Origin of the sequence: Bordetella sputigena (assembly GCF_965137885.1) — a bacterium.
GTDB classification, from domain to species: domain Bacteria; phylum Pseudomonadota; class Gammaproteobacteria; order Burkholderiales; family Burkholderiaceae_B; genus Bordetella_C; species Bordetella_C sputigena.
Map to the genome: position 1 here is coordinate 388,254 of NZ_CBCSCA010000003.1, position 26,392 is coordinate 414,645.

The window sequence follows — 26,392 nt, forward strand, 5'->3', positions numbered from 1 at the left end:
AGCGCCCGATCAGGGCGAAACCGCGCTGAACAGTCCCGCGATCCAGGCGTAGGCCAGCACGTCGTATTGGAAATAAATGGCCGCCGCGGTCAGGATCAGCAGCACGCCGAACCCGCGCTGCAGGGCAGCGGTATGGCGCGCCAGGCGGCGCACGCGGTCGACCATGAACTTGCCGCCATAGGCGATCGCCAACATGGGGATGCCCGCGCCGGCGGCATAAAGCAGCAGCAGCAAGCTGGACTGGCCGACATCCTGGGCGCGCGCGGCCAGCACCAGGATGGACGCCAGCACCGGCCCCGCGCAGGGCGTCCACACGGCGCCCAGCGACATGCCCAGCAGAAAGCCGCCGGCGTTTCCGCTACCCCCGCTCGCCCCCAGCGCGGCGACGCGCTGCAACGGCCCGCCCAGCCTGGTCATCAGCCAGTCATAGGGCCGTGGCCAGATGCGAGCCAGGCCGAACAGCGCCAGCAGCGCGGTCGACGTCGAACGGACCGCTTCCTGTACGTGTCCGGAGGAATGCGTCAGCAGTCCCAGCAAAATGCCCAGCGAAGCAAACGCCAGCACGAAGCCCGCCACGATAAAGAGCGGTCGCAACCGGCCCGAACGTTCCACCGAGCTGCCCAGGACGACCGGCAACAACGGCAGCACGCAGGGCGACGCGATGGTTAGTACGCCGGCCAGCAGCGCGATGGGGGGATAGCTGAAATCCATGACGGGTCTCCGTTTCAAGAGCCCACATTCCAACGCCGCCACGTATCCGGCCTATGCCCCCGAAGGGGATTTTTTCGAGGTTTTGTATCGCCCGGCGGGGCGTATACAGTACGACACAAACACCGCGCGCCGCGACGGTATAAAGCGGTCTGCGAGCCCGCCCCGCGGGCGCCCGGCCGGTGGACAAGACCTGAAGGACTCGTACACTCTCCAGGCACAGGCAGACCCAGAAAGGCAAAAGAATGGATCATGTCGATCACATCCTGATCGTCGACGACGATCGCGAAATCCACGAACTGGCCGGCAATTTCCTCAAGAAAAACGGCCTGAACGTCAGCTTCGCCGCCGACGGCAGGCAGATGCGCGCCCTGCTGGAAAACACCACGGTCGACCTGATCGTGCTGGACATCATGATGCCCGGCGATGACGGCCTGGTGCTGTGCCGCGAGCTGCGCGGCGGCAAGCACAAGCGCATCCCCATCATGCTGCTGACCGCGCGCAGCGACGATATGGATCGCGTCATCGGCCTGGAGATGGGCGCGGACGACTACCTGGTCAAACCCTTCGTCGCACGCGAATTGCTGGCCCGCATCAAGGCCGTCCTGCGCCGCACGCGCATGCTGCCGCCCAATTTCCAGGTGACGGAATCCGGCCGGCAGATCCGCTTCGGCGACTGGCGGCTGGACACGACCGCGCGCCATTTGCTGGATCCGGACGGCACCGTGGTATCGCTGAGCGGCGCCGAATACCGCATGCTGCGCGTATTCCTGGACCATCCGCAGCGCGTGCTGACGCGCGACCAGCTATTGAACCTGACCCAGGGACGCGATGCCGACGTCTTCGGACGCTCCATCGATCTGCTGGTCAGCCGCCTGCGCCAGCGCCTGCGCGAAGACGCCCGCGAGCCGATGTATATCAAGACGGTACGCAGCGAAGGCTATGTATTCGCGTCGGCGGTCGAAGTCACCGAAGGCGACGATTGAATCCGTTATGAAGCTGCCCGCCGCCCTCGCCGCACGGCGCATCGCATTATGGCCCCGTACGCTGGTCGTGCGGCTGTTCGTGATATTCCTGATCGGCCTGATCGTCGCCCAGGTCCTGTCGCTGGCGCTGCTGTTCTACGAGCGCTACGAAGCCGGCAAATCCATGATGCTGGGCAACCTGGAAAGCGAGGTCGCGCTTGCCATGGACATCCTGGATCGCCTGCCCCCGGCGGAACGCTCCGCGTGGCTGCCGCGGCTGAATACCTCGAACCGCACCTACCTGCTGACCACGGGCGTGGCCGACCAGCCCCTGACGACGCTGGCCGCGCGTTCCGCCGCGACCGCCATCGAGCACGCGCTGCCCGGCCGCGATGTCGCGGTGCGGGAAATGGCCGGCCAACCCAAGCATATCCAGGCCATCACGCGGCTGCGCGATGGCAGCCCGGTCACCCTGGACATCAATATGTCGCTGATGCCGATGGCGATGTGGCTGCCCCTGGTGCTGGCACTGCAGTTGCTGCTGCTGGTGGGCTGCGCCTGGTATGCCGTGCGCCTGGCGGTACGTCCGCTGACCCGGCTGGCCCACGCCGCCGATACGCTGGATCCCAACAAGACCGGACCGCGACTGGACGAGCAGGGGCCGCTGGAAGTCGCGCACGCCGCGACCGCCTTCAATGCCATGCAGGACCGCATCGCGGCGCACCTGGCCGAACGCATGCGCATACTGGGCGCGATCTCGCATGACCTGCAGACACCGATCACTCGCATGAAACTGCGCTCCGAACTGATGGATGATTCCGCCGACAAGGTCAAGCTGACGCAGGACCTGGACGAAGTGGAACGCCTGGTGCGCGAAGGCCTGGCCTACGCCCGCACCGCCCACGGCGCCATGGAAAAGCCCGCGCGCCTGGACCTGTGCGCCTTCCTGGATAGCCTGGTGTGCGATTACCAGGATACGGGCAAGGACGTCAGCCTTTCCGGCGCGCCCTCCGCTTCGCCCTTGCTGACGCGGCCCCACGCGCTGCGGCGCCTGCTGGGCAACCTGATCGACAACGCCCTCAAGTACGGCGGCGGGACGGCGGAAGTGCATGTCGCGTCACGCGACGGCGGCGGGCTGACCGTGTCCGTCATGGACCGCGGCCCCGGCATTCCGGACGACAAGCTGCAGGACGTACTGCAACCCTTCTACCGGCTCGAAGGCTCGCGCAACCGCGATACGGGCGGGACCGGACTGGGGCTGGCCATCGCCAGCCAGCTGGCGGCGGTCACGGGCGGCACGCTGACCCTGGCGAACCGGGATGGCGGCGGCCTGTGCGCCGAGCTGCGGCTCGCGGGGCTGGAGTAGAAGGCGCGATATGGCCAGCGCAACGCGATCCGCGCGGGCCGGCCAGTCCTCGCAATCCATGCAAGGCGACCTTTTCGGCACGCCGCCTGCGGGAGCCGCGGGCCCCGCGGTGATGCAGGACATCATCACCGTGGACGAGGAGCATGAGCTGCTCGCCGCGTTGCACACCGTAGAACTGCAACGCTTCCGCTTCCAGCAATGGGAAGGCAATCGCCTGACCAGGACCTTCGGCTGGAAATACGACTTCGGCGCGGGGACATTCGAGCCCGCCGAAGCCATACCGGATTTCCTGCTGCCGCTGCGCGAGCGCGCGGCGGCATTCGCCGGCATCGATGCATCGCTGCTGGTACAGGTGCTCGTGACGCTGTACGAGCCAGGCGCGGGCATAGGCTGGCACCGCGACCGGCCGGAATTCGAAGACGTCGTCGGCATATCGCTGGGCGCCGTCGCGACCATGCGTTTCCGGCGGCGGCTCGCGGACCGCAAATTCGAGCGGCTGGGGGTCGTGATGACGCCCCGTTCCGCCTACCACCTGGCTGGAGAGATACGGCACGAATGGGAGCACAGCATCGCGCCCATGACGGAAAAGCGCTGGTCGGTGACCTTCCGGCGTTTGTCGGCGCGCGGCCTTGCCCGCGAGCGCGCCGTCACTTCATCCGCGCCGGCTTAGCCGGCCGCCCATAACGCAGCATGACGCTCGAATACCCGAGCACGTGCCCGCGCATTTCCTCGATCAGTTCATCGCGCTTCAAGCCTTGTTTCAAGGCGCCGGGTTCCAGGTCCAGGGCGTAAGCCTGGAAGATGTAGTGATGCGGCTTGTCGCCCATCGGCGGGCAAGGACCGTAATAGCCCGGCCCGTTCGTCCGGTTGGTACCCGGCGTGGAGCCCTCCGGCCCCTTCGCGCCGACGCCGCGCGCCAGCGTCCTGGTCGATGCGGGGATGCCGTAGACCACCCAATGCACGATGCCCAGCCCGGTGGCGCCATCGGGATCGTAGACCGTCACGGAGAAACTCTTGGTGCCCGCCGGCGCATTGTTGAAGGACAGCTCGGGCGAAACATTCTCGCCGCCACACATCGCCCCGGTCGCATCCTTGGCGCTGGCCGCATTGGCCCGGCTCAACGAGGCGTTGTCATGCAGTCCCTTCGCCACCAGCTCGAAAGGCTGCGCCGCCTGGGCGGATAGCGCCCAGCTCAGGCACAGCGCGCCGGCCGCGACGCTGGCGCTACGCAAACCCATGGATCGGTACATCTGCAGCTCCTTGTAAGGTGGAATCCCTCGACAGCGGGACGGACGACAGACAGGACGCGGGCAGGATGGTTCCGCGCGCGCCAGGGCGGCGGGATTCCTTTGCAATCAATCGCGCCTGCCGAGCATTGGACAAGGCCACGGAGCCTTGCACAAGCACCCGCGCCTTTTGGCTGAGCATCAAGGTTTACACCTCATCCCCACGGTGTTACCTTGGACCGCATCCCGCAAAAGAACCGGTCCCGTCGCGCCGGCCTGGCTCGCCGCCCTGGCGCGCGGCCACCGCAGCTTCCCTCCGTGCCTATGCCAACTGCCGCCGTACCCCTCAACGAGTCCGCCCGCATCGCGCAGCTGCGCTCGCTGCAAATCCTCGACACGCTGCCCGAAGAGCGCTTCGATCGCCTGACCCGCCTGGCCAGGCGCATGTTCGATGTGCCTATCGCCCTGGTCAGCCTGGTCGACGTCAATCGCCAGTGGTTCAAATCGCGCCAGGGCCTGGATACCGCCGAAACACCGCGCGACGTCTCGTTCTGCGCCCACGCGATACTCGACGACGCCGTGCTGGAAGTCCCGGATGCCCGGAACGATGGACGGTTTTCCGACAATCCGCTGGTCACCGGCAATCCGGGCATCCGCTTCTATGCCGGCTGCCCGCTAAACGTGGGCAATGGCATGCGCGTGGGCACCCTGTGCCTGGTGGACACCGAGCCGCGCCGATTGAGCGATGAAGACCGTACGCTGCTGCAGGACCTGGCCAAGATGGCCGAACAGGAATTGGCGTCGCTGCACACCGCCACGGTGGACCACCTGACCGGCCTGAGCAATCGCCGCGGTTTCGAAATCCTGGGCCAGCACGTACTGTCGCTCTGCGAACGCTTGCAGCTGCCCGCGACATTGCTGCTGCTCGATGTGGACAACTTCAAGACCATCAACGATACGCACGGTCATGCCGAAGGCGATCGTGCGCTGGCCGCCTTCGCGGAAATCCTGCGCGCCACCTTGCGCGATTCCGATGTGCTGGCGCGCCTGGGCGGCGATGAATTCGTGGCCCTGCTCAGCAATGTCGACGAACCACGCTCGGCCGCGGTGATCGCGCGCCTGCGGCAGGCCTTCGAGCAGGCTCGCGGCGATTCCACCCGCGTCTACGAATTGCTGCCCAGCATAGGCAGCGCCACGGTGAACGAGCACACCGCTTACCGGATGGAAGCGCTGCTGCACGCCGCCGATGGCGCCATGTACGAAAACAAGCGCATGCGCCGCGGCAAGATGCGCTGACGGCCCTGCCGGCGGCGTTGCGCCGGCCTGCCCGGCACCGGCGCAGCGTCAAGCCCGGGTATCGCGCGCCCGCTCGAAGATATCGACCCATTGCGCATACTGCGTTCCGATGCGCCGGGCCGCGTCTTCGCGGCTGATCTTCTTGGCTTCATAGTCCGCGACGGCGCTGAAAAAGCTGGTGCGGCCCACGGCGAAGCCGATGAAACCCGGCACCGAAGCCGCGGTTTCCAGCCATGCACGTACCTTGGCGTCGTCCGCGCCGCGGCCCAGGACGATGCAGCCGACACGGTCCCGGCCGCCACGCCGCGCCTGTTGCACCACGCGCTCGCAGTCCTCGCGCCGGTCCAGTCCTTCGATCTTCCAGACGTCCGGCTCGACGCCGGCGTCCTGCAGCGCGCGCATGGCCTCGATCATCAGGCCGGGCCGCAAGCGCAGGTCGTAGGCGTCCTTATCGCCGTTCACGCTGGCCATCTGCGCTTCCGTGGCCGGCACCAGCAACTCGAACATCAGATGGCGGTTGGCGCCGCGGCAGTATTCCGACAGACTGCGCAACCGCGCCGCCTGCCGGCGGTTCATGGCATCGTCGTCCTCGGGGTTGTAGCGCACCAGGACCTTGGCGAAGGTCGGGTCGAACTCCTCGATGTGGTCGGCGTAATCGTCGCCATACTCGAACTGGAACTCGTCGGAGCCGCTGCGTTCGACCGACAGCGCCACCACGTAGCCGCGTTTGCGGGCGTCGCGCAGGATGGGCGTGCCGAATTCCTCGTCCACCAGAATGCCGGCATGCTCCTTGGCCAGGCCGCCGGCGGCCGCTTGCAGAAAGCCTTCGTAGATCAGCTGCTTGCTGTCTTCCACCTGCGCCTGCTGCGCCACGCCAAGCGGCGGCGTGTAGTGGAACATGCTCTTGACGTAGGAATTGCGATGATCGAAAGGGAGCAGATACAGGGCTTGTTCGTAACCGGGTTGCATGGCGGCCTCCTGGGTAGGATCAATTGCCGCGGGTCCGCTATCGGCGGGTCCGGGCGGGAATATCGGTATCGGCGAACTGGCCGATGTGATCGAGCGTGACATCGGCGGGCGGGTAATCGGCGATGATCCTCGCATCGTTGGCGTAATGGCCCTGCCGCACGAAGACCGTCGTCACCTTGTCGCCCCAGGCCTGCTTGATGGCGGCCAGCAGGCGCAGTTTGTCGTCCACCACCACATAGTGCGGCGCGGGATGGCGGGCGGCTATCCGCGCCAGCACTTTTTCCTTGTGGACATGGATCAGCACGCGGCCGCCGACGGCATCCCACAGGCCGGCGCAACGCACCTTGTGCGGCTGGAACACTACGTCGCCATCCGAAAGGATGAACGGATCTCCCGCGCTGGCGAGCGCCTCCATGGCGCCGGGAAACACCCCGCGCTTGAATGGATACTCCAACAGGAAGGTCGAGACATCGACCAATTCGGCGTCGTTGACGCCGGGCTCGCGCAGGGCCTGCAGGCTGCCCAGGTAATCGGCATAGCCGGTTTCGTCGCGGCGCTGTTCATACACTTGCCGGTAGCGCTTGACCGCCTGTTCGCCCAGGACGCGACGCAGCCGTTCGTCCAGGGCCCGGTTCATGCCATCGTTGTCGAACAGGGTGTTATCGACATCGAACAGGAATAGCGGTTCATCGCGCATGCCGTGGGGCCTCCATGGAACCTGGCCGGGCGGGCCGCCGCGGCACGCGAGTGCCCGGCACGGTGCCCGGATACCGGTACTTGGGGTGGTCCATGGTAAGCCCGCCGTCCCGGCGGAGCAATCGCCGGACGGTAACGCCCTTTCACGCGGGATACGGCCCCAGGTAATCCAGCTTGCCGACCGGCACGCCGCTATGGCGCAGGATGTCGTACGCCGTCGTGATGTGGAAAAAGAAATTCGGCAAGGCGAATGACAGCAGATAGGCGTCGCCCTGGAATACCGGCTTGTGTTCGCCGAAGCTAAGCTGCACGCTCCGGCTTTCACTGCCCTCCAGCGCGGAGGCCGGCACGCTTTGCAGCCAGGCGATCGTATCGGCGATGCGCTTGCGCAATTCGGGGAAGGTCGTTTCCGTATCCTCGAAGCTGGGCGCGTCCAGGCCGCCCAGGCGCTTGACGGCAAACTTCGCGGTATCGCTTGCGCGCTGGATCTGGCCCGACAGCGGGTACATATCGGGCGCCAGGCGCGCGTTCACCAGCGTGGACAGCTCCACGCCTTGCGCGGCGGCGTGCGATTCGGCTTTATCCAGCAAGGCGTTCAGGACATTCAGCGCGCGCACGAAAACGGGGATGGAAGCCTGGTACATCGACAAGGGCATGATGGTCTGCTCCGGAATCAGGAAGGACGGGCTGCCTCCCCGATGGAGGCGGTACGCCGTATACCGGCGCATAGTAGCGTCCCCCAATGTCGGCGTGGCGGACAACCCTGCCGGCAGCCGGGTGAATGGGCGCGCCCAGCCATTCCGGCGTGCCGCGAATAGCGTCCTGGCGGACCAGCGCGCTCAGGTGAAGTAGAACTCCAGCGCGTTCGGCCCATACACGCGCCGCCGCGCGGCCTCGTCCGGGATCGCCTGCTTCAGCCAATCGATGGCGCGGCGATAGTCCGTATCCTTTTCCCCGCCGACGAAGGGGCAGTCGCTGGCCCAGAACATTTTGTCGTAACCCACGCGGCGGCAAAGCTCCCGCGCGCAGCCCAGTGCGTAATCGCCCAGGCGATAAGCGCCCGACAGTTTCACCCACGTGCGGCCTTTCTCCACCGAGGCGACCATGGCGCGGAAACCGTCGCTATCGATGCCCTTGACCGGATCGGGACGGCCGATGTGATCGATGACGATCTTGACGCCCGACCGTTCCAGATACGGCAGCACCAGCGGCAGGCGCGGTCCGTCGATATGCACGTGCACATGCCAGTCCAGATCCACCAGGCGGCGCAGGAATTTGCGGTAGTCCCAGCTATCCAGGTCGGGCAGTTGCGGCATGCTGATGAAGGGCAGCCGCACGCCGACGATGCCGTCGCGATCCATCTGGTCCAGCGCCACGCGCTCGATGGAGGGTTCGGCAATGATGGTGCCGCGCAGCCGCTTGTTGCCGCGCACGGAATCGATGACGTAATCGTTGTAGTCGCCCCAGGGGCTGGCCGCGGCGATCACGGCGTAGCCTACGCCATGCTGGTCCATCACTTCGGTCAACTGCTCGACGGTGAAGCTGTAGGTCGGACTGTGGCGTGGATTGGGAATCAGCGGCATGTCCTGCTTGAAGACGTGCACGTGCGTGTCGACCAGCAGGCCTTCCGGGGGGTAAATCGTGCTGCTCATAGGGTGCTCCTGTTTTTATGGACGCAACCGCGCCTGGGCGGCTGCGTCCGCCGCCATGCGCGCCCGCGCGTTCGACGATTACTGACGCTGTATGCCCGCCTGCTCGATCACCTTGGCCCACTTGTCGATATCGCCGCGCAGCGTCGCGCCGATTTCGTCGGGCGTGCTGCCCTTGGCTTCGGTGCCCAGGTCACGAAAGCGCTGCTTGACGTCGGGCATTTGCAGGACTTCGTTCAATTGACTGTTGATCACCTTGACGGCCTCTTCCGGGACACCCTTGGCGGCGAAGATGGCGTTCCATCCCATCACGTCGTAATCGAGGCCGCTTTCCCGCACGGTGGGGACCTGGGGCAGCCATGCCGAGCGCTGCGTGCCGGTGGCCGCGATAGGCACGATCTGGCCGGCATCGACGATACCTTTGACGGCGGCGTAGGATTCGAAGGCCACATCGACGTCGCCGCGTATCAGTGCGGCGACCACGTCGGAGGTGGTTTTGAAGGGGATGATGGAGGCGTTCAGCTTGGACGTGGACTTGAACAGTTCGGCGGACAGGTTCTGCGTGCTGCCGGGATTGATGGTGCCCAGGACGACGGTCCGCTTCCCGGCCTCGGCCAAAACGTCGGCGACCGAGTGCAGTGTCCCCTTGGCCTTGGTGACCAGGATCAGGTCGAAGTAGGCGACAGTGGATACGGGCGTGAAGTCCTTCACCGGGTCGTAGGGGAGTTTGAACAAAGACTTGCTGATGGCGGTGCCGCTGGAGAACGCGATGAAGGTGTAGCCGTCATGGGCGGCATTCAGCGTGGCGGTACCCGCGACGATGCCGCCCGCGCCGGGGCGGTTTTCGACAATGATCTTTTCACCGTAACGCTCGCCCATCTTCTGCGCGACCAGGCGCATGGAGATGTCGGCCAGGGCGCCCGGGCCGAAGGGGATGATGAATCGGATGGGCTGGTCCGGGTACTTCGCATCGGCGGATGGGGCGGCGGCCGCCATGCCGGCCAGCAGCGCCACGCCGCCGGCGAATCCGCGCGCGGCCCGCGGCCAGCGCGCGCGCCACGACGTCCGGAGCGAACGCGATGATGCTTCGAGCGGCCGCGCGGTCGGCAGCGTGCCCATGTCGTCCACGCCGTATCGGTTCATGAGAGTCTCCCTGGTCGTTATATGCCGCGCATCGGGACGAAAATGCGCTTCGTCCGGCGGCATGCTGTTAACCAGGCAGTCTAGGGATGCGGCGGTGGGGGGACAAATGAATTGTTTGGAGTGATTTATTCGCCCGATTCATCCGCTACGCAACAGGCGGCAAACCGGCCCGCAGCGCATCGAGCAGCAGGTCGCGCAGGGTTTGCGCCGGCTCGGACAGCACGGCGCCGCGGCGGGTCAGCACCGCCAGCTTGCGGGCGATGCTGGGCTGCAGCAAGGGGCGGGTCGCCAGGTCGTCATCGGGGGCGACGGACAGGGCCGGAACGACGGTCAGGCCCAATCCTTCACGCACGAAGTTCAGGGCGACGGCGGTGTGCTGGGTTTCATAGGACCAGCGCAGCGCCAGCCGGCGTTCGCCCAGGGCGTCGTCGATGGCGGTGCTGTTGCCGGCGGGCAGGCTGATGCGGATCAGGGTTTCGCCTTTGAGCTGATCCCAATGGATCGCATCGTGCGCCGCCAGGGCGTGATCGGGGCGGCAGACCAGGACGAACGGTTCGTCGGCGAAAGGCTCCACCGCCAGGTTGTAGGGGTTTGAGGTGGCGACGGAGATACCGAATAGCGTGGTTTCCGCGTGGGTGAGTTCGGCGATTTCCTGGATGGAATTGTCGAAGACGCGAACGGCGATGGCTGGATGCAACTGGCGGAAGCGGGTAAGCGCGGGCGCGATGCGGTGGGCGGCCAGGGTGGGCAGGCAGCCGAAGGCCAGCCACTGGGGCGCGGTTTTGCTGTGCTGCCGCAGGGCGTCGTAGGAAAGCTCGAACTCGCGCATGGCGCCGCGCACGCGTGGCAGCAGCGCCCGGCCGGCATCGGTCAGGGTAACGTCGCGGGTGGTGCGGGCCAGCAGGGTTACGCCCAGGCTGGCTTCCAACTTACGGATCCGGTGACTGACGGCGGTCTGCGACAGGCACAAATGCGCCGCGGCTTGCTGAAACCCGCCTTGTTCGACGATGGCCAGGAAGGCCTGCATGCCCAGGAAGTCTATTTGCATGCGGCTATTAAAGCGCGGAGTCGCGGATTTCGCTGGCGGCAGCGTGGTGGCTCATGCCGTCCGGCGGGCTGTGCGGGCGGCCAATGGCCCTGGCGACAGAATCATCACCAGGACGACAACCACCGCCAGCCCCAGACCGATTTACTCAGTCACCCGGTTGGGCACCGCCTCCCCCGCCAGCCAGGCATCCAGATTCCGCCGCACCCCACGGGCGAACTCCTGGAACACCGGCTCCGCCACGAACCCATAATGCGGCGTCAGCAGCACATTCTTCAGTCCGAGCAACGGATGGTCCTCAGGCAAAGGCTCCGCATCGAAGACATCGAACGCCCCAAACCCCGGACGCCCCGCCCTCAGCGCCTCGACCAAGGCTTCGGTATCCACCAGATCCGCGCGCGAGGTATTGACCAGAACGCTATCCGCCCGCATCAAGGCCAACCGCTCGCGGTTAAGCAACCGCCGGGTCGGCGCCGACGGCACCAGATGCAAACTGACTACCCGGGAAGTCCGCAGCAACTCCTCCAGGCTGACCGACAGCGCGCCATGTTCCGCGGCGCGCTCCGCCGTCATGTGGGGACTCCACGTCACCACCTCCATGCCGAGCGCACGGCCCACGGCGGCGACGCGCTGCCCGATCTGTCCCAATCCCACCAGCCCCAAACGCTGCCCATGCAGCACCGGCGGAAGAAAAGCCACGCGGGAAGGATCACGCCAACCGGATCGCGCCGGTGTCAGCATCAGGTCCGCGATGCCGCGAACCGCGGCAAGGATCAGCGACCACGTCATCTCGCACGTACTGGCCTTCGACGGCCCCCACTCCGTGTGGCTGACGACGATCCCCTGCGCCAGCGCCGCCTTTACATCCAGCTTCGTATTGCGCGTGCCGGTGAACAGGATATGCCGCAGATCCGGCAACTGCCGCAGCAGCTCCGCCGGCATGGGCGTGCGGTCGCGGATCAGCACCACGCACTGCGCGCCGCGCAGCACGTCCAGCAGCGCTTCGCCGCGCAGTATGGTGTTGTGCAACACCACGTCCGCATGCCCGCCGATCGCCTTCCAATCGACGCGCTCGCGCAAGGCGTTTTCCCAATCGTCCAGGACGACGATGCGCGGCCTCCCTGTCATCGGACCGCTCATGCCTTCGCCCGCGCCAGTTCAGCGACCTTGCGCACGTCCGGCGCATTGCCCAGCTCCCAGCACGCCGCGATCAGCTGTCGCGTTTGCTCGGCACCCAGCACCTGATCCGACATCCCGCTGAACTTCGCTTCCAGATCGGCATCGCTCATCGGGCGCTGCAGCGAACCGATGGCATGCTCGACGAAGATATGCACCTTGCTGCCGTCCTTCAACGTCGCCACCGCGTCCACGCTGGCCTCGTCGATCGTATCGTCAACGGTGGCAACCACCTTGCGGCGCACACCCACCACGTCGGCGCGGTTCACGATATCGTCCGCGTACTCGTCCTCCGAGGCCCGGCCGAAGATCAGCCCCGCCGCGCAGCCGTGATACACGCTGAACTTTCCTTGCAGCCCGTCGGCCGGCTCCTTCTTGCCGGTCAACTCAAGCACCAGCGAATGCACGCGCAGATCGATGCGCTCCAGGTTCTCCGGCGTCACGCCCTTGGCGCGCAGCTGCACGCAGGCATCGATGCTGGGATGAATTACGATGCCGCAAGCGAACGGCTTGTAGGTATTGAACGAAATCTCGAACCGCTTGCCCAGCTCGTCGGTAATCTCATTCCAATCGAACTTCGTCGAAGCCACTTGCGCGAACCCGCGCGGCGCCTCGATGGCACGCTTGCTGGACGTAAAGCCCTCACGCGCCAGCAGCGCCGACATCAGTCCCGCCTTCGCGGCGCCGCCCGGATGGAAGGGCTTGGTCATCGTCCCGAACTGCTCGCGCAGGCCCACCGGCTGCGACGCCGCGATGCCCAGCGCCATCTGCGTCTGGTCCACGTTCAGCCCCAGCAAACGCGAGCACGCGGCCGCCGCCCCGAAACCGCCGGTCGTCCCGGTAATGTGCCAGCCGCGATCGTAATGCTGCGGGTAGACCATATTGCCGATCCGGCACGACACATCGATGCCGATGACGATGGCGTCGATGATCTGGCGCCCGCTCGCCCCCGTCAGCTCCGCCAGCGCCAGCACCGCGGAACACACCGGCCCGGCGGGATGGATGATCGTCTTCAGGTGCGTATCGTCGAAATCGAACGTGTGCGACGTGATGCCATTGATCAAGGCAGCGCTGGCGATGTCGACCCGTTCGCCGCGACCCAGGATGGTCGCCTGTTCGGAGGGCTTCAGGACCTGGACCGCATGCAGCGCGGCCAGCGCCGCTTCATGGTGCGCCGCGCCGACCGCGCAGCCCAGCCAGTTCATGAAGGTGCGATGGGCCTCATGGTCGACCTCGTCGCTCCAGCCGCGCGAAGGATGGTTGACGACATACTCCGCCAGGGTGCGGGTGACGGGCGGGGCATTGTGATCGGCGTCGATCTTGGTGTTCAGGGCCATGCGTTTCTCTACGTTTGAAGGTGTGAAAAATCCGTCGGCGGCGCCGGGCCGCCGGCTAGCGATCATGCATCCAGACTGATGTGCTGCGCCTTGGCCAGCTTGGACCAGCGTTCGAAGTCCTTGCTGACATAATCCGCGAACTGCGCGGGCGACATCGGCATGGGAATGATGGCCTCGGTGTCCAGCTGCTTGGCCAGCGCCGGGTCCTTCAGGACCTTGTTCAGCGACGTATTCAAGGTCTGGACGATACCAGCATCCATGCCGGCCGGCCCCGACACGCCGTACCACTGCAGCACGTCGTCGAAGCCCGCCATGCCCAGCTCCTTGAAAGTCGGAACATCGGGGAAGCCGGGATTGCGCTGATCGCCGGTCAGGGCAATGGCGCGCACCGCGCCGGAACGCAGATGCGGCACCGCGGCCGCCAGGCCCGGGAACATGGCCTGGGTCTGCTGGCCCAGCAAGTCGGTGAAGGCCGGCGCGATGCCCTTGTAGGCGATGTGCACCATCTTCGTCCCGGCCTGCTGCTGCAGCAGCTCCATCAACAGGTGGGTCAGCGAACCGGCGCCGGCCGACCCATAGTTCATATTGCTGTGCGCCTTGGCGTAGGCGATGAATTCCTTCAGGTTGTTGATAGGCAGCTTCGCATTGACCACCAGCACATTGGGCGTGCCGCCTATCATGCCCACCGCCGTGAAATCCTTGATCGGGTCATAGGGGACTTTACGCGTCGCCGGGCTGGTGCCCAGGGTGGCGACGTAGCCCTGCATCAGCGTATAGCCGTCGGGCTTGGAGCGCATGGTCTTCTGGCAGGCGATCACGCCGCCGCCGCCGCTCTGGTTTTCCACCACGAAGTTCGCGTCCAGGTCCTTGCCCCAGGCGGCGGTCGTCGCCCGGCCTACGTAGTCGCTGCCGCCGCCCGGCGCGACCGGCACGATGTAGGTGATGGGGTGGTCGGGATACTTCGACGCCGCAAAGGACGCGTAAGGCAGGCTCAGGGCGGTGGCGCCCGCGCCAAGCAGGAATGAACGACGATTCACGGTATGTCTCCTTTTTCTGGGTAGAACTTCCACACGGGTGAAGAGGGAATTCCTTTATTGCGCCGCTTTTTTGCGGTAGCGGCGATTGCCGCCGGTGCGCTCGGCCGCGCCGTCACATCGCCGACAGGCGGTCGTGGGCGTTGATGACGTGATGGGCGAGCAGCTCCGCGCAGTAGTCGGCATGCGCGATCGTGGTGGAGTCGCGCAACGCCTTGACGATTTGTTTGTGCTCCGCGTTTGACTGCTCGCGATGCGGTTCGGATGACAGGTTCTTCAGCCGGGCCAGATGCAGTTTCTGAATGACCTCGCGATAGGTCTTGGCGATTTCGCGGTTCCCGGCGTACTCGATGAACAGCCAATGGAAGCGCAGGTTTTCCCGGTAATAGGCCTGGGGGTTCGCGTCGCGTATAGCCGCGTCCATAGCTTCGGTACAAGGCTCCAGCGCCTGGACCAGTTCCTGGCGCCGCCCGGCCGGCAGTTGCGACGCCATCCGCCCGGCATGGCTGTCCAGCAGCGAGCGGAATTGATAGAGATCGCGGACTTCTTCGTCGGTCAGCTCGCGCACGTAAACGCCGGAGTGCTTGCGGGACACCACCAGGCCGGAGCTTTCCAGCTCCCGCAGCGCTTCACGCACGGGGACGCGCGACACGTTCAAACGCTCGACCAGCTCGGATTCGCGCAGGGGCTGGCCGGGCTCGAACTCGCCCGACAGGATCTGATTGAGCAGGCGATCGCGCACCAGCTTGCCCAGCGAGGTGTTCTTGATCTCCGCGAAGGTTTCCTGCCCGACCGAAGGGGAAAGCCAGTCCATGAATTGGTCCGATATTGCCGTTTGTCTAATCGTATACGATTATACGAGCGACGGCAGGCTCCCGTGGCGCTCCATAGCGAAAATGGCAGTCCCCGGCAGAAAGATGCTCATCCCTGGGAAATTTTTTGCGACAAGCATTCACAAACTGATTTAAATTGCGGGGTTTGTGAGTTTTGCCGTTTCCAGGACACGCCCATGCGAGACACCGCTCTGTTACTCGAAGCCTCCTACCGCCGGGTTGACCGGGCCATGCTGCCCCTGCTCTGGGCGCTGTTCGCCATCGCCCTTTGCCTGGCCCCGCAATACGGCCGCTGGACCTCGGCCCTTGCGGTCGGGCTGCCGGCGGTGATCCTGCCCACCTTGCTTATCGTCTGGTGGCCCTCGCGGCTGCTGACCCGCCTGGCCGTCGCGACGGCGCTGATGGTGTTCGCGGCCCTGCAGATCCATCTGACCTCCGGCATGATGGAAATGCACTTCGGCATATTCGTCCTGCTCTCGCTGCTGCTGGCCTACCGGGACTGGCGCCCTATCGCCTGTGCCGCGATCGTCATCGCGATACACCATGTGTCGTTCAATTTCCTGCAGCAATGGGGCTACAGCGTTTCCTGCTTTACCCAGCCGGGCCTGGGCATGGTTGCGCTGCACGCGAGCTATGTCGTGGTGCAGGCCGGCGCGCTGGGCTGGCTGGCCTGGCGCATGGAGAAGGACGCCGTCGCGGCGGAAGAACTGGCCCGGCTGAGCGCGCACCTGGGCCGCGAAGCCGGCGTGTTCGATCTGCGCTTCGGCCGCCTGGACCTGAACAGCGAGCTGGCGGGAGCCTTCAAGACCACGATGGATGCGGTCCATCGCACCTTGAACCATGTGCGCACGAACGCGCTGGCCATGTCCGGCGCCACGCGCGAACTGACGCAGGGCAATACGCAGCTGGAAGAACGCACCCGCACGCAGGCGGATTCCCTGCAGCGCACGGTGGCGTCGATGCAGATGCTGGCCGATAACGTCCACAACAACGCCGCCAATGCGAATACCGCCGCCCAGCTGGCGGTGGCCGCCCGCCAGGTGGCCGGCACCGGCAGCCAGGCAGTGACCGAAGTAGCCGGCGTCATGGGCGAAATCCGCCAGGAAGCGCAGAAGATTTCAGAGATCACCGGCCTGATCGACAGCATCGCCTTCCAGACCAATATCCTGGCCCTGAACGCCGCGGTGGAAGCGGCCCGCGCCGGCGAGAGCGGCCGCGGCTTCGCCGTCGTGGCGTCCGAAGTGCGCGCGCTGGCGCAGCGCAGCGCCACCGCCGCCAAGGATATCCGCGGCCTGATCACCGCCTCGCTGGACAAGACCGACAACGGCGCCCGCAAGGCCGACGATGCCGCGGCCGTCATGGGCGAGATCGTGGCAAGCGTCGAACGCGTGGCCACCATCGTGGCCGAGATCGGCAATGCCAGCCAGACGCAGCGCACCGGCATCGACGAGGTAAACGCGGCGGTCGCGGAAATCGACGAACTGACCCGCCAGAACGCCGCCCTGGTCGGCACCGCCGCCACGGCGTCCGCCGCGATGCAGGGCCAGGCCGCGCAGTTGCTGGACGCCATCGGCGCTTTCCGCCTGTATGACGGGGCGGAGGCGACGCGCATGCACGACGCGATGGCCGACGACCAGGACGATGAATCATCGTACCGCGACTCGTATGGCCTGCCGGCCGCGAATGCTCCCCTATTGACCGCTTGATGTCATCGGCGGGTGTTATATATCGGTGGATTGCGGCCGGTCCGCGGCCGCCGATGGGATCGCCGATGCAATCCAAACACCACTGGGAACACGTCTACGCCAGCAAATCGCCCATGGCCGTCAGCTGGTACCAGCCGCACGCGGCCATGTCGCTGGACCTTATCGAGCACGTCGGTGGCGGACGCGACACCGCGATCATCGATGTGGGCGGCGGCGCTTCGACGCTGGTCGAGGACCTGGACCAGCGCGGATACCGGGATCTCACGGTCCTGGATCTTTCAGGAGAGGCGCTGGCCTTGGCGCGGGACCGGATGGGGCCGCGCGCGGCGCGCGTACGCTGGATCGAAGCCGACATCACCACGGCGGCGCTGCCGGCCCAAGGCTACGACCTGTGGCACGATCGCGCCGTGTTCCACTTCCTGACCAAAGACGCCGACCGGCGCGCCTATGTCCGGCAGGTCATGCGGGCGGTAAAACCTGGCGGCCACGTTATCGTGGCGACGTTTTCGCCGGACGGGCCGGCGGAATGCAGCGGCCTGCCGGTTGTCAGGTACGACGCGGACGCGCTGCACGGCGAGTTCGGCGCCGCCTTCCAGCTGATCGAACATCGGAACGAAGCGCATGTCACGCCCGGCGGCCGCGTGCAGCACTTCGTCTATTGTCACTGCATCAAGCCCCACTGAGCATACCGGGCGGCTCAGGCCGCGATGGCTTCGTCCTCGATGCGCCTGACGCTGGTCGCGCCCAGGCGGAATACCCGCAGCCGATGGCCGTCCGGATCCAGGGCCACGAAGGTGCGCCCGAAATCCATGTCGGTGGGCGGCTGCACGATGGCCAGGCCGCGGTCCTTCCAGTTGGCGTACATGGCGTCCAGCATCTTGTCGTCGTCCACCGGGATGCCCAGTTCGCAACCGCCGCCGCGTGAAATGACCATGGGCTCGGCATCGCGCCGCGACCACAGGCCCAGGCGGACGCCGGACGACAGCTCGAACAGCGCGAAGGAAGGCGACGCTTCCATCGGCTTGCAATCCAGCAGCGACGAATAAAACGCCGCGCTGATGATGGGGTTTTCGACGAAAAGCAGAACGTAGTTGGGGTGTGGCATGGCGCTTTCCTCGTTTCATCGGCCGAACGGCGACCGCACGCCGCGCCTTCGCTTGCCGGCGCGATGCGATAGCCTATCCAGGCCTACTGTCAGAATTTGTCAGCAGCGTTGGCTGCGGTGACGTCCTGGTCTAACAGGACGTCATTCCGGACTGGCGGCCGACATCAGCTGCCGCCAGGTTTTCAGGAGCGACTGCCGCCGTTCCGGGTAGCGGTCGCCCGGGGCCGTCAGGGCCACGATGCGGTCGGTGCGAAAGTGCCGGAAGCCCTGGCGCAGCTCGCACCATGCCGCCACGATGCGCACGCGGTCGAAGAATCCCAGTGCGAAGGGCCATATCACGCGGGCCGTTTCGGCCGCGTGCTCGTCCCGGTATTCGATGCGCAGCTTGCGCTCGCGCCGTATGGACTCGCGGATCAGCGCGACGTCCGTCGTATCGGCCACCTGCTCGCCCGGCACCACGAATAGCGTGCCGTCGTCGAAATCGTGCCGCAGGTCGGCGGGGAGCACGGCGGCGATCTTCGCCAGCGCGTTGCGCGCCGCCAGTCGCAATTGATTGTCCGCATTCTCCGCCACCCAGCGCGAGCCCAGCGCCAGCGCCTGGATCTCTTCTTCGGAAAACATCAGTGGCGGCAGCAGGAAGCCGGGGCGCAGCACATAGCCCACGCCGGCCTCGCCCTCGATATGCGCCCCCTGCTGCTGCAGCACCGCGATGTCGCGATACAAGGTACGCAGGCTGATGCCCAACTGCCCGGCCAGCAGCGCGCCGCTCACCGGGTAACGGTGGCTGCGCAGGATCTGCAACAGGTCGAGCAGCCTTTGGGCGCGGGACATTGCGCGGATCGGTTCCGGTGACGTTGATCATTGGACGGAATTATGCCGTCCAGCCGGCCATCCGGACTGTCAATTTCCACGCAATTCCTGCCCAAAAGTCCGAAGCGTGGCTATCTACGGCCCAGCCAGACCGTCTGGACGTTGCAGAACTCCCTGACGCCGAAATGCGAGAGTTCGCGGCCGAAGCCGCTCTTCTTGACGCCGCCGAAGGCGACGCGCGGATCGCTGGCGCTGTAGCCGTTGATGAAGACGCCGCCGACTTCCAGCTTCGCGGCCATGTCGCGAGCGGCCTGCACGTCGCCGGAATAAACGGTCGCCGTCAGGCCGAACTGGCTTTCGTTCGCCAAGGCCAGCGCGTGGTCGGCGTCGTCGGCCCGGATGATGGAGGCCACCGGGCCGAACATCTCCTCGCGGAACGAGGTCATGGCGGACGTCACGTTGGCCAGCACGGTGGGCTCGTAGAAGTTGCCCGGTCCGTCCTGCTTCCTGCCGCCCAGGAGCAGCTCGGCGCCTTCCTGTATCGAGCGTTGGACCTGGTTATGGAGCTCGTCCCGCAGATCGAAGCGGGCCATCGGGCCGATGTAGGTGGCGGCGTCGGTGGGCGTCCCGACAACCAGCGCCTTGGTCCCCGCCACGAAGCGTTCGGTGAAGGCATCGGCCACGTCGCGGTGGACGATGAAGCGCTTGGCCGCGGCGCAAACCTGCCCGGTATTCTGGAAGCGCCCCAGAATGGCCGCCCGCACGGCGTCGTCCAGGTCGGCATCGGGCAGCACGATGAAGGGATCCGAGCCGCCCAGTTCGAGCACGCATTTCTTCAGCGCCAGCCCGGACTGCGAGCCGATCGCGGCCCCAGCCCTGACGCTGCCGGTCAGCGTGATGGCGGCGACGCGGTCGTCGGCGATGGCCTGCGATACCAGGTCGTTCGTCAGGTTGGCGACCTGGAAAACGTCATCCGGGAATCCCGCGCGCGCGAACACTTCGCGCAGCAGATAGGCGCTGCCCATCACGTTGGGCGCGTGCTTCAGGATATAGGTATTGCCGGCGACCAGGGCCGGCACCACGCTGCGTATGACCTGCCAGATGGGGAAGTTCCAGGGCATCACGGCCAGGATGGTGCCCAGCGGCCGGAACTCGATCCAGGCGGCGTCCTTCTCCACGCTGGTGGGCTCGGGGGCCATCATGCGGCCACCGTTCTCGGCATACCAGGCGCAGGTGCCGGCGCACTTTTCGATCTCGCCGCGGGCCTGCGTTATCGGCTTGCCCATTTCAGCGGTGATCATCCCCGCCAGGCGATCGATGTCCGCCCGCAGCGCATCGCCCAGGCGCTTCAGCATTGCGCAGCGGTCGGCAACCGTTGTCCCGCGCCACCGGGCATAGGCCGCGGTCGCGCGGTCGAGTACCGCGTGCAAATCGGCCTCCGAGTCATAGGGGTATGACCCGATCTGCTCCCCGGTGGCGGGGTTTATCGATATGGCGTGGGTGGGGTTCGGCATTCTGGGCATCCTGGGTAGTTGCCGGCTGTGGTCGCTGGCATGACCCGCCAGGATACGATGACGCCGCGCTCTCAAAAACTGAATATTCATGAATGAAATACTCTCGTTTCGAGAGCGCTGGAGTACCATACCCGGACCTCGCCCACCGGAAGCGCCATGGACCTCGTGCAACTCGAAATCTTCTGCGCCGTCGCGCAGCACCAAAGCATCGCCGCCGCGGCCGAGCGGATACACCGCGTTCCGTCCAACCTGACCACCCGGCTCAAGCAGCTGGAAGCCGACCTGGGCGTGGACCTGTTCATCCGCGAGAACAACCGCCTGCGCCTGTCGGCGACGGGGCGCAACTTCCTGGGCTACGCGCAGAACATCCTGAACCTGGTGGACCAGGCGCGGGCCGCGGTGTCCGGCGAAGAACCCGCGGGCAGCTTTCCCCTGGGCGCCTTGGAAAGCGCCGCCGCGGTACGCATCCCTGGCGTGTTGGCCAGCTTCAACGGCCGCTATCCCGAGGTCGAGCTGGACCTTTCCACGGGACCGTCCGGCTCGATGATCGACGGGGTGCTGGAAGGCCGCCTGGTCGCGGCCTTCGTCGACGGGCCGATCAAGCACCCGGCCATCGACGGCATTCCGGTCTTCGACGAAGAGATGGTGATCATCGCCCCGACGCAGCACGCGCCGGTGCGGCGCGGGCGCGATGCCGCCGGGGAAGTCATCTACGTCTTCCGCGACAACTGTTCCTACCGGCACCATTTCGAGAAATGGTTCGCCCAGGACAAGGCCATCCCCGGCAAAGTGCGGGAGATCGAGTCGTATCACACCATGCTGGCCTGCGTCAGCGCCGGCGGCGGCCTGGCCGTCATACCCAGGGCCATGCTGGAAAGCATGCCTGGCTATACCTCGGTGACGGCCTGGCCCATGCACGGCAAATTCGCGGTACTGCAGACGTGGCTGATCTGGCGGCGAGACACCACATCGCGCGCGCTGGATGCGTTCGTCTCGCTGCTGCGCGAAATTCAACCTGCCGCCCGTTCCTGAGTATCGGGGATCAAACGCTTGCCGTAGCTGACAACGTCGTCCCGCGTGAATCCCAAGCCGCGATAGAAGTCCTGCACCTGGATGTTGTCGCCGCGTATCAATAGATTGATCTTCGGGCAGCCGGCGGCGATGAACCGCTGTTCCGCCGCCTCGACCAGCGCCTTGCCGTAGCCGCGTTTGCGGCAGGCCGGATCGACGGACAGGTAATTGATCCAGCCACGATGGCCGTCGTAGCCGGCCATCATCGACGCCACGACGCGGCCCTCCTCCACACCGACCAGGAACCACTCGGCCTGCACCGTCAGCTTGCGCTCGATGTCCTTGCGCGGGTCATTCCACGGCCGCGTCAAGCCGCACGCGTGCCAAAGCCGGATAACGGCGGCTTCGTCGGAATCCTGGTAAGGCCGGATGTGAAAGTCGGGGTAATGCATGCTTGCGCTCCTTCAGAGTGGGAAGCGAAGGCCCGAAAACATCACCCCTGGCCGCGCCGCATAGAGCGCATCGAAAACAAAAAGGCCACGAGAAATGTCGTGGCCTTCAAGGTTGATCGCTGGAAATTCAGTACTCAGCGACCGGACAAGAGAAACCACTCAACGTCGGCGTCGAGTGATTCGTCGGAAAGCGGAGCCGGCGGTATGGCCGGGAATGAGTATATCCATCTCACAGTTCAACAGGGCGATGCAGTATGTCAAATCGCTCGCACAGCGTCGATAGCCGCTTGTCATAAGTCCACAGCTCGACGTCGGAAGTAATCAGAGCAGATGCCAGCAGCATCAAATCTACCACGCCGCATTCCAAACCATACAACTGTTCGCGCTCGATGAAATCTATGACTTCAGGAAGACTGGCCTGCTGCGTTTGTCGCAGAAGTCCCAGGCTGCTTAGGGTCTCGGTACGCGGCGCTGGAGGCGTGCCGCACGCAAGTTCGGCCAGCACCATGGGATGCGTCATCACAAGATCTAAGCCAAGCAAGCGATACAGGGCGTTGTTTGATACACGAAAATGGGCAACCCATACGGACGTATCGACTAATACGCCCTTCACTTGCCGGGTTCCGTCGTGTGTCTGGGGATATCTTGCATAGCAGGCGCCTTCCCGCCCAGAGCTGCCAAGCGCCTGGCAGCCTGCAGCCGCACGAAGGTCTGGATCGCGACACGGAAAAGGTCGGCCTTGTCGAAGGAAGGTCCTGCCATCTCCAACGCCTTTTCGTACAGCTCATCGTCGATAGTTACAGTGGTTCGCACAGGGCCGCCCTCGCTTCATCAGTATTGATGCAATTATTCATCAAATTTCGCATCAAGGCAGCCGCATTCCCTGACGTGAAGAGCTCAGCGAATGCTCGGCCGGCGCACGACGCGGATTTTGCCGCTGGGGCCGCCGCCGCAGAAGATCAGGTCGCGACCATCGGATTCGATGCCGGAGATGTGTATGCCAGCCGGCATGTCCAGTTGCTGGATAACCTCACCCGTTTCCGGGCAGATCTGGCGAAGCTCGCTGGCGTCTTCTTCCCAGGTGCCGTGCCACAGTTGGTCATCCACCCAGGTGATGCCCGTGACGAAGCGATTGGATTCGATACTGCGCAGCACCTTGCCCGTGGCCGGGTCGACCTGGTGGATCTTGCGTTCGCGATAGTGCGCCACCCACAGGAAACCTTCGGCCCAGGCCATGCCGGAGCAACCGGCCGCCGGGGTCGGAATGGAGCCGGCGACCGCGCCGGTCTTGGGATCGACTTTCTGGATGCGCTCCCCGGCGATCTGGTAGATGTGCTTGCCGTCGTACGCCGTGCCCGCACTGGCCTCGACCTCTATCGTGCGCAGCGTGGCGCCGTTGCCGGGGTCTATGCAATTCAATCTGTCGCCCGACGCGAACCACACGTGCTGGCCATCGTAGGTCAAGCCATGCACGGCGGATACGCCGGGAAAGGGTCCAAGTTCGCGAATGATTTCAGCTGGCTTGTTCATGGGTTCCGTCCTTGTCGAAGTACTTCCGTGTTTGCGAGCCTTCATCCTAATCAGGCAGCAAGGGATACGGGAGTAACAAGGTTGTCGTGCAACCGGGCGGCGGCGGCGCCATCCAGCGGCGCCCGCGGCCCTGGCCCGTGCACTCGATCTGGCCGCGCGCCGCCAGGTCCTCCAGCGCGCGCTGTACCGTGCGCTGGCTCGTACCCAGCGCCATCGCCAAGGCCGAACTGGACCACGATTCGCCATCCGACAGCAAGGCAAGCAGAGCCGCATGGGCCTCTTCGACCGGATGCGCCAGCACGGCGAGCGGGCGCCCATTGCGCGGCGCAAGCAAGAAGCCACGCGCGGTGGCGGTGATGTCGGCCAGTCCCTGCAGCGCCCGGCGCAGCCTGCCGATTTCCACGCGCAAGCGTACGCGATGCGTATCGTCGCCATGCCGTGTGCGGAAGGCTTTCTCAATCAACGCGTCGCGGGACACATCGCCCGGCCAGGCCTGCGCCAGCAGGCGCACCAGCGCGAACAACATCGGCCGCGTGGCCAAAGGCACCGTTACGTTGTCTTCGATCACGGCCTGGCGGCACGCGTCGACGACCAAGCTGCTCGAATGCAGCAGCGCTTCGACTTCGTCCAGCCGCAGCAGGCGTTCGCCATCGCGCGAGATCAGGCGCGCGGCCGGTGTTTCCAGCATGCTTGCGACGGATTCCACCTCCGCCGCGAGCGCCGGAATCCCGGCGTTGCGCGCGGCACGCCCGGCCCGCGCCAACGCGTCCCGGGCCGGCCTGGCACGTATCCGGCGCATCGCAATGCCCGCGACGGCAAGCTCGTGCGCGGCGCGTGACGCGGGCGTCAAGACCGTCGTGTCCACCGCTTCGACGGCTTGCTCAGCGTCACCCAGCCGGCCTAGCAGCAATAGGCGGCGAACGTGCAGATGTCGGGCATGCGCGGCGTTGATGCGGTCGCCGTGGGCGTCAAGGACCGCCCGCGCGGCATCCAGGGCTTGCTCCGGCCACGCCAGGTCGCGCGACACCAAGGCGATTTCCGCTTCCGCCACGATGCAGCGGGCGCGCGCCAAGGCATTGCGGGCACCGAAAGCCCGTGCCGCCCTGCGCAGCAAAGCCCGGGCGCGCGCGAAATCCGTCAGTTGCGCCATGGCGATCCCGCGCAGCGCCAGCGCCTGCGCGTCGTCGCGCAGGGCCACGCAGTTCAGCGCGGCCAGCGCATCGCCTGCCGCCAGCGCGCGGGCGGCCGTGGCGATCAGGTCGTCCATCGCGTTTCACGCCGACGTATGGTTGCCATTCCCTTGTCCGAACCATGTAGCCCGCTAACGCGGACCTCGTGATTCCGGAACCCGCGCCTCAGGCTGGAATCCCGCTAATCTAACGCGGGATCGGCTCGAACTGAAGATATAGGAATGGCAAATGCCCCATCAGGGCGTCACCGAGGGCGGAAACCTCGCGAGAAATCCACCACAGGCCGCTCAAAGGCGGCGTCGACGTGCGCCAGCAACGCGCGTGCCTCGGCCTCGCTCAACCCGCCATACGCGCAATTCGCCTGGAACTTGCGCGTCAGGTCATCATCGCTGAGCGGGTGCTCCGCGCCGCCCTTGAAGTATCCCTGGCGGAACTCATGCACCTTGCCGTCCTTCAGCGTCACGCGCACGTGTCCGGTGAACTGTTTGGGATAGGGGTTATTGGGATCCACGACGTATGAAACCTTGGACGCCACCGCCAGAATGGCCGCGTCCTTGACGATCACATCGTCATACTCGCGCAGGCCCGCGTCGCCCCGCACAATTGCTACCGCGATCGCATACGGCACGCTGAACTTGGCGGCGTAGCCGTTCGGCGGCGACCGCTTCTGGTCCAGCGGCTCCCACAGGCGATGCAGCACGCCTTCCGCGGCCTCGCACTCGATGCTCGCAATGGTCGAAGGATCGATCCCCAGCTTGCCGAATTCCCGCGCGCAATCGATATAGGGATGGCACATCGTGCCGCAGGCATAGGGCTTGAACGCGATGGTTTCCCAGATCCACTTCTGGCCGAAGCCCGCCATCATCGCGCCGAAATCGCCGTCCAGCGTGTTGGCAAAGCCGTGGAACAGGCCGTGCGTGCCTTCGAACACCGTACGCGGCCCCTTGAAGCCTTCCAGCGCCAGGCGCACGGCCCGATAGCCCGATTGCGCCGCCCAGCCGGGATGCATGCGCTTGGTCCAGGAGCCATCGGCCAGGTATTCGATGATGCCCGACGCCATGCTGCCGGCGATACCGAAGGCATCGACCAACTGCTGTTCGGTCAGCCTCAACGCCGCCCCGATACCGGCCACCGCGCCCATCACGCCGAACACCGCCGTGGGATGGAAGCCGGCCTTATGCACTTTGGTCGGCGCCACCGCGCACAGGCGGCACATCAGTTCCGAGCCTATCGCCAGCCCGCGCAGGAAGTCCTGCCCAGAGAGGCCGTGGCGCTCCGCCGCCGCCAGCAAGGCCGGCACGATCACGACCCCCGCATGCACGGGTCCGCCTTCGAAGGTATCGTCGAAATCCTCGCCATGCGCGGCGATGCCGTTGACGAAGGCCGCGCCTTCCGCGCCCAGCCGGCGGTCGTGGCCCAGCACGGTGCACGCGCCGTCGCCGTCGATAGCAGCCATCGCCGCGCCGACGTAGGCCTGGTCGCGGGCCGCGATGCAAATGCCGACGATGTCGAGCAACATGCGGCGGCCGACCTCGCGCGCGCCGGCCGTTTTCTGCGGCTCCGCAGACAGGATGCCGCGCGCCAGGCGCTGCGAGATGGAAACTTCGGGGTTGATGCTTTCCTTGGACATG

Annotated in this window: 28 protein-coding genes; 7 read left to right on the forward strand and 21 right to left on the reverse strand. The window is 65.7% G+C overall.

Annotated elements, in window-relative coordinates; translation table 11 throughout:
* Nucleotides 1–9: 9 nt before the first annotated feature.
* The gene (locus tag ACNA0R_RS07720) at nt 10–711 is read right to left on the reverse strand and encodes a cytochrome c biogenesis CcdA family protein (RefSeq protein ID WP_415825359.1); all 702 of its coding nucleotides are present in this window, start codon (nt 709–711) and stop codon (nt 10–12) included.
* Nucleotides 712–953: 242 nt separating this feature from the next.
* Between ACNA0R_RS07720 and ACNA0R_RS07725 the strand changes: the two genes are divergently transcribed.
* The 3 genes from ACNA0R_RS07725 to ACNA0R_RS07735 are packed head-to-tail and all read left to right on the forward strand — an operon-like array spanning nt 954 to nt 3,709.
* A complete protein-coding gene (locus ACNA0R_RS07725) occupies nt 954–1,694 on the forward strand; it encodes a response regulator (protein WP_415825360.1) in 741 nt (246 codons plus the stop codon).
* 7 nt (nt 1,695–1,701) lie between these two features.
* Nucleotides 1,702–3,039 carry a sensor histidine kinase gene (locus tag ACNA0R_RS07730; protein ID WP_415825361.1) on the forward strand — a complete coding sequence of 446 codons (1,338 nt, stop codon included), beginning with the start codon at nt 1,702–1,704 and terminating at the stop codon, nt 3,037–3,039.
* A 10-nt stretch (nt 3,040–3,049) separates the two neighbouring features.
* A complete protein-coding gene (locus ACNA0R_RS07735) occupies nt 3,050–3,709 on the forward strand; it encodes an alpha-ketoglutarate-dependent dioxygenase AlkB (RefSeq protein WP_415825362.1) in 660 nt (219 codons plus the stop codon).
* Here ACNA0R_RS07735 and ACNA0R_RS07740 read toward each other — a convergent pair.
* Nucleotides 3,687–4,289 (reverse strand): YbhB/YbcL family Raf kinase inhibitor-like protein, encoded by a 603-nt coding sequence (locus ACNA0R_RS07740; RefSeq protein ID WP_415825363.1) that lies wholly within the window; start codon nt 4,287–4,289, stop codon nt 3,687–3,689. The two genes, ACNA0R_RS07735 and ACNA0R_RS07740, sit on opposite strands and share 23 nt — an antisense overlap.
* Before the next feature lie 300 nt (nt 4,290–4,589).
* Between ACNA0R_RS07740 and ACNA0R_RS07745 the strand changes: the two genes are divergently transcribed.
* A complete protein-coding gene (locus tag ACNA0R_RS07745; protein WP_415825562.1) occupies nt 4,590–5,561 on the forward strand; it encodes a GGDEF domain-containing protein in 972 nt (323 codons plus the stop codon).
* Nucleotides 5,562–5,609: 48 nt separating this feature from the next.
* On the opposite strand, the gene ACNA0R_RS07750 is transcribed toward ACNA0R_RS07745, so the two are convergent.
* The 10 genes from ACNA0R_RS07750 to ACNA0R_RS07795 form a co-directional block, all read right to left on the reverse strand.
* Complete coding sequence (locus tag ACNA0R_RS07750) at nt 5,610–6,530, reverse strand: 2-deoxy-5-keto-D-gluconate 6-phosphate aldolase domain-containing protein (RefSeq protein ID WP_415825364.1); 921 nt, start codon at nt 6,528–6,530, stop codon at nt 5,610–5,612.
* A 37-nt stretch (nt 6,531–6,567) separates the two neighbouring features.
* Nucleotides 6,568–7,227, reverse strand: coding sequence for an HAD family hydrolase (locus ACNA0R_RS07755; RefSeq protein WP_415825365.1), 660 nt, complete (start codon nt 7,225–7,227; stop codon nt 6,568–6,570).
* A 142-nt stretch (nt 7,228–7,369) separates the two neighbouring features.
* Nucleotides 7,370–7,882: a DUF1993 domain-containing protein gene (locus tag ACNA0R_RS07760; protein ID WP_415825366.1), complete on the reverse strand. Its 513-nt coding sequence runs from the start codon at nt 7,880–7,882 to the stop codon at nt 7,370–7,372.
* Nucleotides 7,883–8,065: 183 nt separating this feature from the next.
* The gene (locus ACNA0R_RS07765; RefSeq protein WP_415825367.1) at nt 8,066–8,878 is read right to left on the reverse strand and encodes an amidohydrolase family protein; all 813 of its coding nucleotides are present in this window, start codon (nt 8,876–8,878) and stop codon (nt 8,066–8,068) included.
* 78 nt (nt 8,879–8,956) lie between these two features.
* Nucleotides 8,957–10,018: a Bug family tripartite tricarboxylate transporter substrate binding protein gene (locus tag ACNA0R_RS07770; RefSeq protein ID WP_415825368.1), complete on the reverse strand. Its 1,062-nt coding sequence runs from the start codon at nt 10,016–10,018 to the stop codon at nt 8,957–8,959.
* Nucleotides 10,019–10,163: 145 nt separating this feature from the next.
* Nucleotides 10,164–11,066, reverse strand: coding sequence for a LysR family transcriptional regulator (locus tag ACNA0R_RS07775; protein ID WP_415825370.1), 903 nt, complete (start codon nt 11,064–11,066; stop codon nt 10,164–10,166).
* Between the two features lie 141 nt (nt 11,067–11,207).
* Nucleotides 11,208–12,203: a D-2-hydroxyacid dehydrogenase family protein gene (locus tag ACNA0R_RS07780; RefSeq protein ID WP_415825371.1), complete on the reverse strand. Its 996-nt coding sequence runs from the start codon at nt 12,201–12,203 to the stop codon at nt 11,208–11,210.
* On the reverse strand, nt 12,200–13,576 hold the full coding sequence (locus tag ACNA0R_RS07785) for an MmgE/PrpD family protein (protein WP_415825372.1): 1,377 nt from the start codon (nt 13,574–13,576) through the stop codon (nt 12,200–12,202). The genes ACNA0R_RS07780 and ACNA0R_RS07785 overlap by 4 nt, the downstream gene beginning before the upstream one ends.
* Before the next feature lie 62 nt (nt 13,577–13,638).
* Entirely contained in the window at nt 13,639–14,613 is a 975-nt protein-coding gene (locus tag ACNA0R_RS07790; protein ID WP_415825373.1) for a Bug family tripartite tricarboxylate transporter substrate binding protein, read from the reverse strand.
* A 112-nt stretch (nt 14,614–14,725) separates the two neighbouring features.
* On the reverse strand, nt 14,726–15,424 hold the full coding sequence (locus ACNA0R_RS07795) for a GntR family transcriptional regulator (RefSeq protein ID WP_415825374.1): 699 nt from the start codon (nt 15,422–15,424) through the stop codon (nt 14,726–14,728).
* Between the two features lie 195 nt (nt 15,425–15,619).
* Here ACNA0R_RS07795 and ACNA0R_RS07800 point away from each other — a divergent pair, with 195 nt between their 5' ends.
* Nucleotides 15,620–17,149: a methyl-accepting chemotaxis protein gene (locus tag ACNA0R_RS07800; RefSeq protein WP_415825375.1), complete on the forward strand. Its 1,530-nt coding sequence runs from the start codon at nt 15,620–15,622 to the stop codon at nt 17,147–17,149.
* A 65-nt stretch (nt 17,150–17,214) separates the two neighbouring features.
* Nucleotides 17,215–17,832: a class I SAM-dependent methyltransferase gene (locus ACNA0R_RS07805; RefSeq protein ID WP_415825376.1), complete on the forward strand. Its 618-nt coding sequence runs from the start codon at nt 17,215–17,217 to the stop codon at nt 17,830–17,832.
* 14 nt (nt 17,833–17,846) lie between these two features.
* Here the strand turns inward: ACNA0R_RS07805 and ACNA0R_RS07810 are convergent, their stop codons facing one another.
* The 3 genes from ACNA0R_RS07810 to ACNA0R_RS07820 form a co-directional block, all read right to left on the reverse strand.
* On the reverse strand, nt 17,847–18,254 hold the full coding sequence (locus ACNA0R_RS07810; RefSeq protein ID WP_415825377.1) for a VOC family protein: 408 nt from the start codon (nt 18,252–18,254) through the stop codon (nt 17,847–17,849).
* Nucleotides 18,255–18,395: 141 nt separating this feature from the next.
* A complete protein-coding gene (locus ACNA0R_RS07815) occupies nt 18,396–19,085 on the reverse strand; it encodes a helix-turn-helix transcriptional regulator (RefSeq protein ID WP_415825378.1) in 690 nt (229 codons plus the stop codon).
* Between the two features lie 110 nt (nt 19,086–19,195).
* Nucleotides 19,196–20,578 (reverse strand): aldehyde dehydrogenase family protein, encoded by a 1,383-nt coding sequence (locus ACNA0R_RS07820; protein ID WP_415825379.1) that lies wholly within the window; start codon nt 20,576–20,578, stop codon nt 19,196–19,198.
* 156 nt (nt 20,579–20,734) lie between these two features.
* Between ACNA0R_RS07820 and ptrR the strand changes: the two genes are divergently transcribed.
* Nucleotides 20,735–21,610, forward strand: coding sequence for a putrescine utilization regulator PtrR (ptrR, locus tag ACNA0R_RS07825; RefSeq protein WP_415825380.1), 876 nt, complete (start codon nt 20,735–20,737; stop codon nt 21,608–21,610).
* Here ptrR and ACNA0R_RS07830 read toward each other — a convergent pair.
* From ACNA0R_RS07830 to ACNA0R_RS07855, 6 genes are all read right to left on the reverse strand, one after another.
* Nucleotides 21,589–22,041 (reverse strand): GNAT family acetyltransferase, encoded by a 453-nt coding sequence (locus tag ACNA0R_RS07830; protein WP_415825381.1) that lies wholly within the window; start codon nt 22,039–22,041, stop codon nt 21,589–21,591. The two genes, ptrR and ACNA0R_RS07830, sit on opposite strands and share 22 nt — an antisense overlap.
* A 229-nt stretch (nt 22,042–22,270) precedes the next feature.
* Nucleotides 22,271–22,654 (reverse strand): type II toxin-antitoxin system VapC family toxin, encoded by a 384-nt coding sequence (locus ACNA0R_RS07835; protein ID WP_415825382.1) that lies wholly within the window; start codon nt 22,652–22,654, stop codon nt 22,271–22,273.
* Nucleotides 22,651–22,854 carry a type II toxin-antitoxin system VapB family antitoxin gene (locus ACNA0R_RS07840; RefSeq protein WP_415825383.1) on the reverse strand — a complete coding sequence of 68 codons (204 nt, stop codon included), beginning with the start codon at nt 22,852–22,854 and terminating at the stop codon, nt 22,651–22,653. Before ACNA0R_RS07840 ends, ACNA0R_RS07835 begins: the two co-directional genes overlap by 4 nt.
* Nucleotides 22,855–22,938: 84 nt before the next feature.
* The gene (locus tag ACNA0R_RS07845) at nt 22,939–23,571 is read right to left on the reverse strand and encodes a Vgb family protein (protein WP_415825384.1); all 633 of its coding nucleotides are present in this window, start codon (nt 23,569–23,571) and stop codon (nt 22,939–22,941) included.
* A gap of 46 nt (nt 23,572–23,617) precedes the next feature.
* Nucleotides 23,618–24,838, reverse strand: coding sequence for a helix-turn-helix domain-containing protein (locus ACNA0R_RS07850; protein WP_415825385.1), 1,221 nt, complete (start codon nt 24,836–24,838; stop codon nt 23,618–23,620).
* A gap of 167 nt (nt 24,839–25,005) precedes the next feature.
* The gene (locus ACNA0R_RS07855; RefSeq protein WP_415825386.1) at nt 25,006–26,391 is read right to left on the reverse strand and encodes an MmgE/PrpD family protein; all 1,386 of its coding nucleotides are present in this window, start codon (nt 26,389–26,391) and stop codon (nt 25,006–25,008) included.
* Nucleotide 26,392 lies beyond the last annotated feature (1 nt).

What these genes read in the sequence shown, in the direction of transcription:
- ACNA0R_RS07720 (WP_415825359.1), bottom strand. Translation starts at nt 711, where the DNA reads ATGGATTTCAGCTATCCCCCCATCGCGCTGCTGGCCGGCGTACTAACC.
- ACNA0R_RS07725 (WP_415825360.1), top strand. Translation starts at nt 954, where the DNA reads ATGGATCATGTCGATCACATCCTGATCGTCGACGACGATCGCGAAATC.
- ACNA0R_RS07730 (WP_415825361.1), top strand. Translation starts at nt 1,702, where the DNA reads ATGAAGCTGCCCGCCGCCCTCGCCGCACGGCGCATCGCATTATGGCCC.
- ACNA0R_RS07735 (WP_415825362.1), top strand. Translation starts at nt 3,050, where the DNA reads ATGGCCAGCGCAACGCGATCCGCGCGGGCCGGCCAGTCCTCGCAATCC.
- ACNA0R_RS07740 (WP_415825363.1), bottom strand. Translation starts at nt 4,289, where the DNA reads ATGTACCGATCCATGGGTTTGCGTAGCGCCAGCGTCGCGGCCGGCGCG.
- ACNA0R_RS07745 (WP_415825562.1), top strand. Translation starts at nt 4,590, where the DNA reads ATGCCAACTGCCGCCGTACCCCTCAACGAGTCCGCCCGCATCGCGCAG.
- ACNA0R_RS07750 (WP_415825364.1), bottom strand. Translation starts at nt 6,530, where the DNA reads ATGCAACCCGGTTACGAACAAGCCCTGTATCTGCTCCCTTTCGATCAT.
- ACNA0R_RS07755 (WP_415825365.1), bottom strand. Translation starts at nt 7,227, where the DNA reads ATGCGCGATGAACCGCTATTCCTGTTCGATGTCGATAACACCCTGTTC.
- ACNA0R_RS07760 (WP_415825366.1), bottom strand. Translation starts at nt 7,882, where the DNA reads ATGCCCTTGTCGATGTACCAGGCTTCCATCCCCGTTTTCGTGCGCGCG.
- ACNA0R_RS07765 (WP_415825367.1), bottom strand. Translation starts at nt 8,878, where the DNA reads ATGAGCAGCACGATTTACCCCCCGGAAGGCCTGCTGGTCGACACGCAC.
- ACNA0R_RS07770 (WP_415825368.1), bottom strand. Translation starts at nt 10,018, where the DNA reads ATGAACCGATACGGCGTGGACGACATGGGCACGCTGCCGACCGCGCGG.
- ACNA0R_RS07775 (WP_415825370.1), bottom strand. Translation starts at nt 11,066, where the DNA reads ATGCAAATAGACTTCCTGGGCATGCAGGCCTTCCTGGCCATCGTCGAA.
- ACNA0R_RS07780 (WP_415825371.1), bottom strand. Translation starts at nt 12,203, where the DNA reads ATGAGCGGTCCGATGACAGGGAGGCCGCGCATCGTCGTCCTGGACGAT.
- ACNA0R_RS07785 (WP_415825372.1), bottom strand. Translation starts at nt 13,576, where the DNA reads ATGGCCCTGAACACCAAGATCGACGCCGATCACAATGCCCCGCCCGTC.
- ACNA0R_RS07795 (WP_415825374.1), bottom strand. Translation starts at nt 15,424, where the DNA reads ATGGACTGGCTTTCCCCTTCGGTCGGGCAGGAAACCTTCGCGGAGATC.
- ACNA0R_RS07800 (WP_415825375.1), top strand. Translation starts at nt 15,620, where the DNA reads ATGCGAGACACCGCTCTGTTACTCGAAGCCTCCTACCGCCGGGTTGAC.
- ACNA0R_RS07805 (WP_415825376.1), top strand. Translation starts at nt 17,215, where the DNA reads ATGCAATCCAAACACCACTGGGAACACGTCTACGCCAGCAAATCGCCC.
- ACNA0R_RS07810 (WP_415825377.1), bottom strand. Translation starts at nt 18,254, where the DNA reads ATGCCACACCCCAACTACGTTCTGCTTTTCGTCGAAAACCCCATCATC.
- ACNA0R_RS07815 (WP_415825378.1), bottom strand. Translation starts at nt 19,085, where the DNA reads ATGTCCCGCGCCCAAAGGCTGCTCGACCTGTTGCAGATCCTGCGCAGC.
- ACNA0R_RS07820 (WP_415825379.1), bottom strand. Translation starts at nt 20,578, where the DNA reads ATGCCGAACCCCACCCACGCCATATCGATAAACCCCGCCACCGGGGAG.
- ptrR (WP_415825380.1), top strand. Translation starts at nt 20,735, where the DNA reads ATGGACCTCGTGCAACTCGAAATCTTCTGCGCCGTCGCGCAGCACCAA.
- ACNA0R_RS07830 (WP_415825381.1), bottom strand. Translation starts at nt 22,041, where the DNA reads ATGCATTACCCCGACTTTCACATCCGGCCTTACCAGGATTCCGACGAA.
- ACNA0R_RS07845 (WP_415825384.1), bottom strand. Translation starts at nt 23,571, where the DNA reads ATGAACAAGCCAGCTGAAATCATTCGCGAACTTGGACCCTTTCCCGGC.
- ACNA0R_RS07850 (WP_415825385.1), bottom strand. Translation starts at nt 24,838, where the DNA reads ATGGACGACCTGATCGCCACGGCCGCCCGCGCGCTGGCGGCAGGCGAT.
- ACNA0R_RS07855 (WP_415825386.1), bottom strand. Translation starts at nt 26,391, where the DNA reads ATGTCCAAGGAAAGCATCAACCCCGAAGTTTCCATCTCGCAGCGCCTG.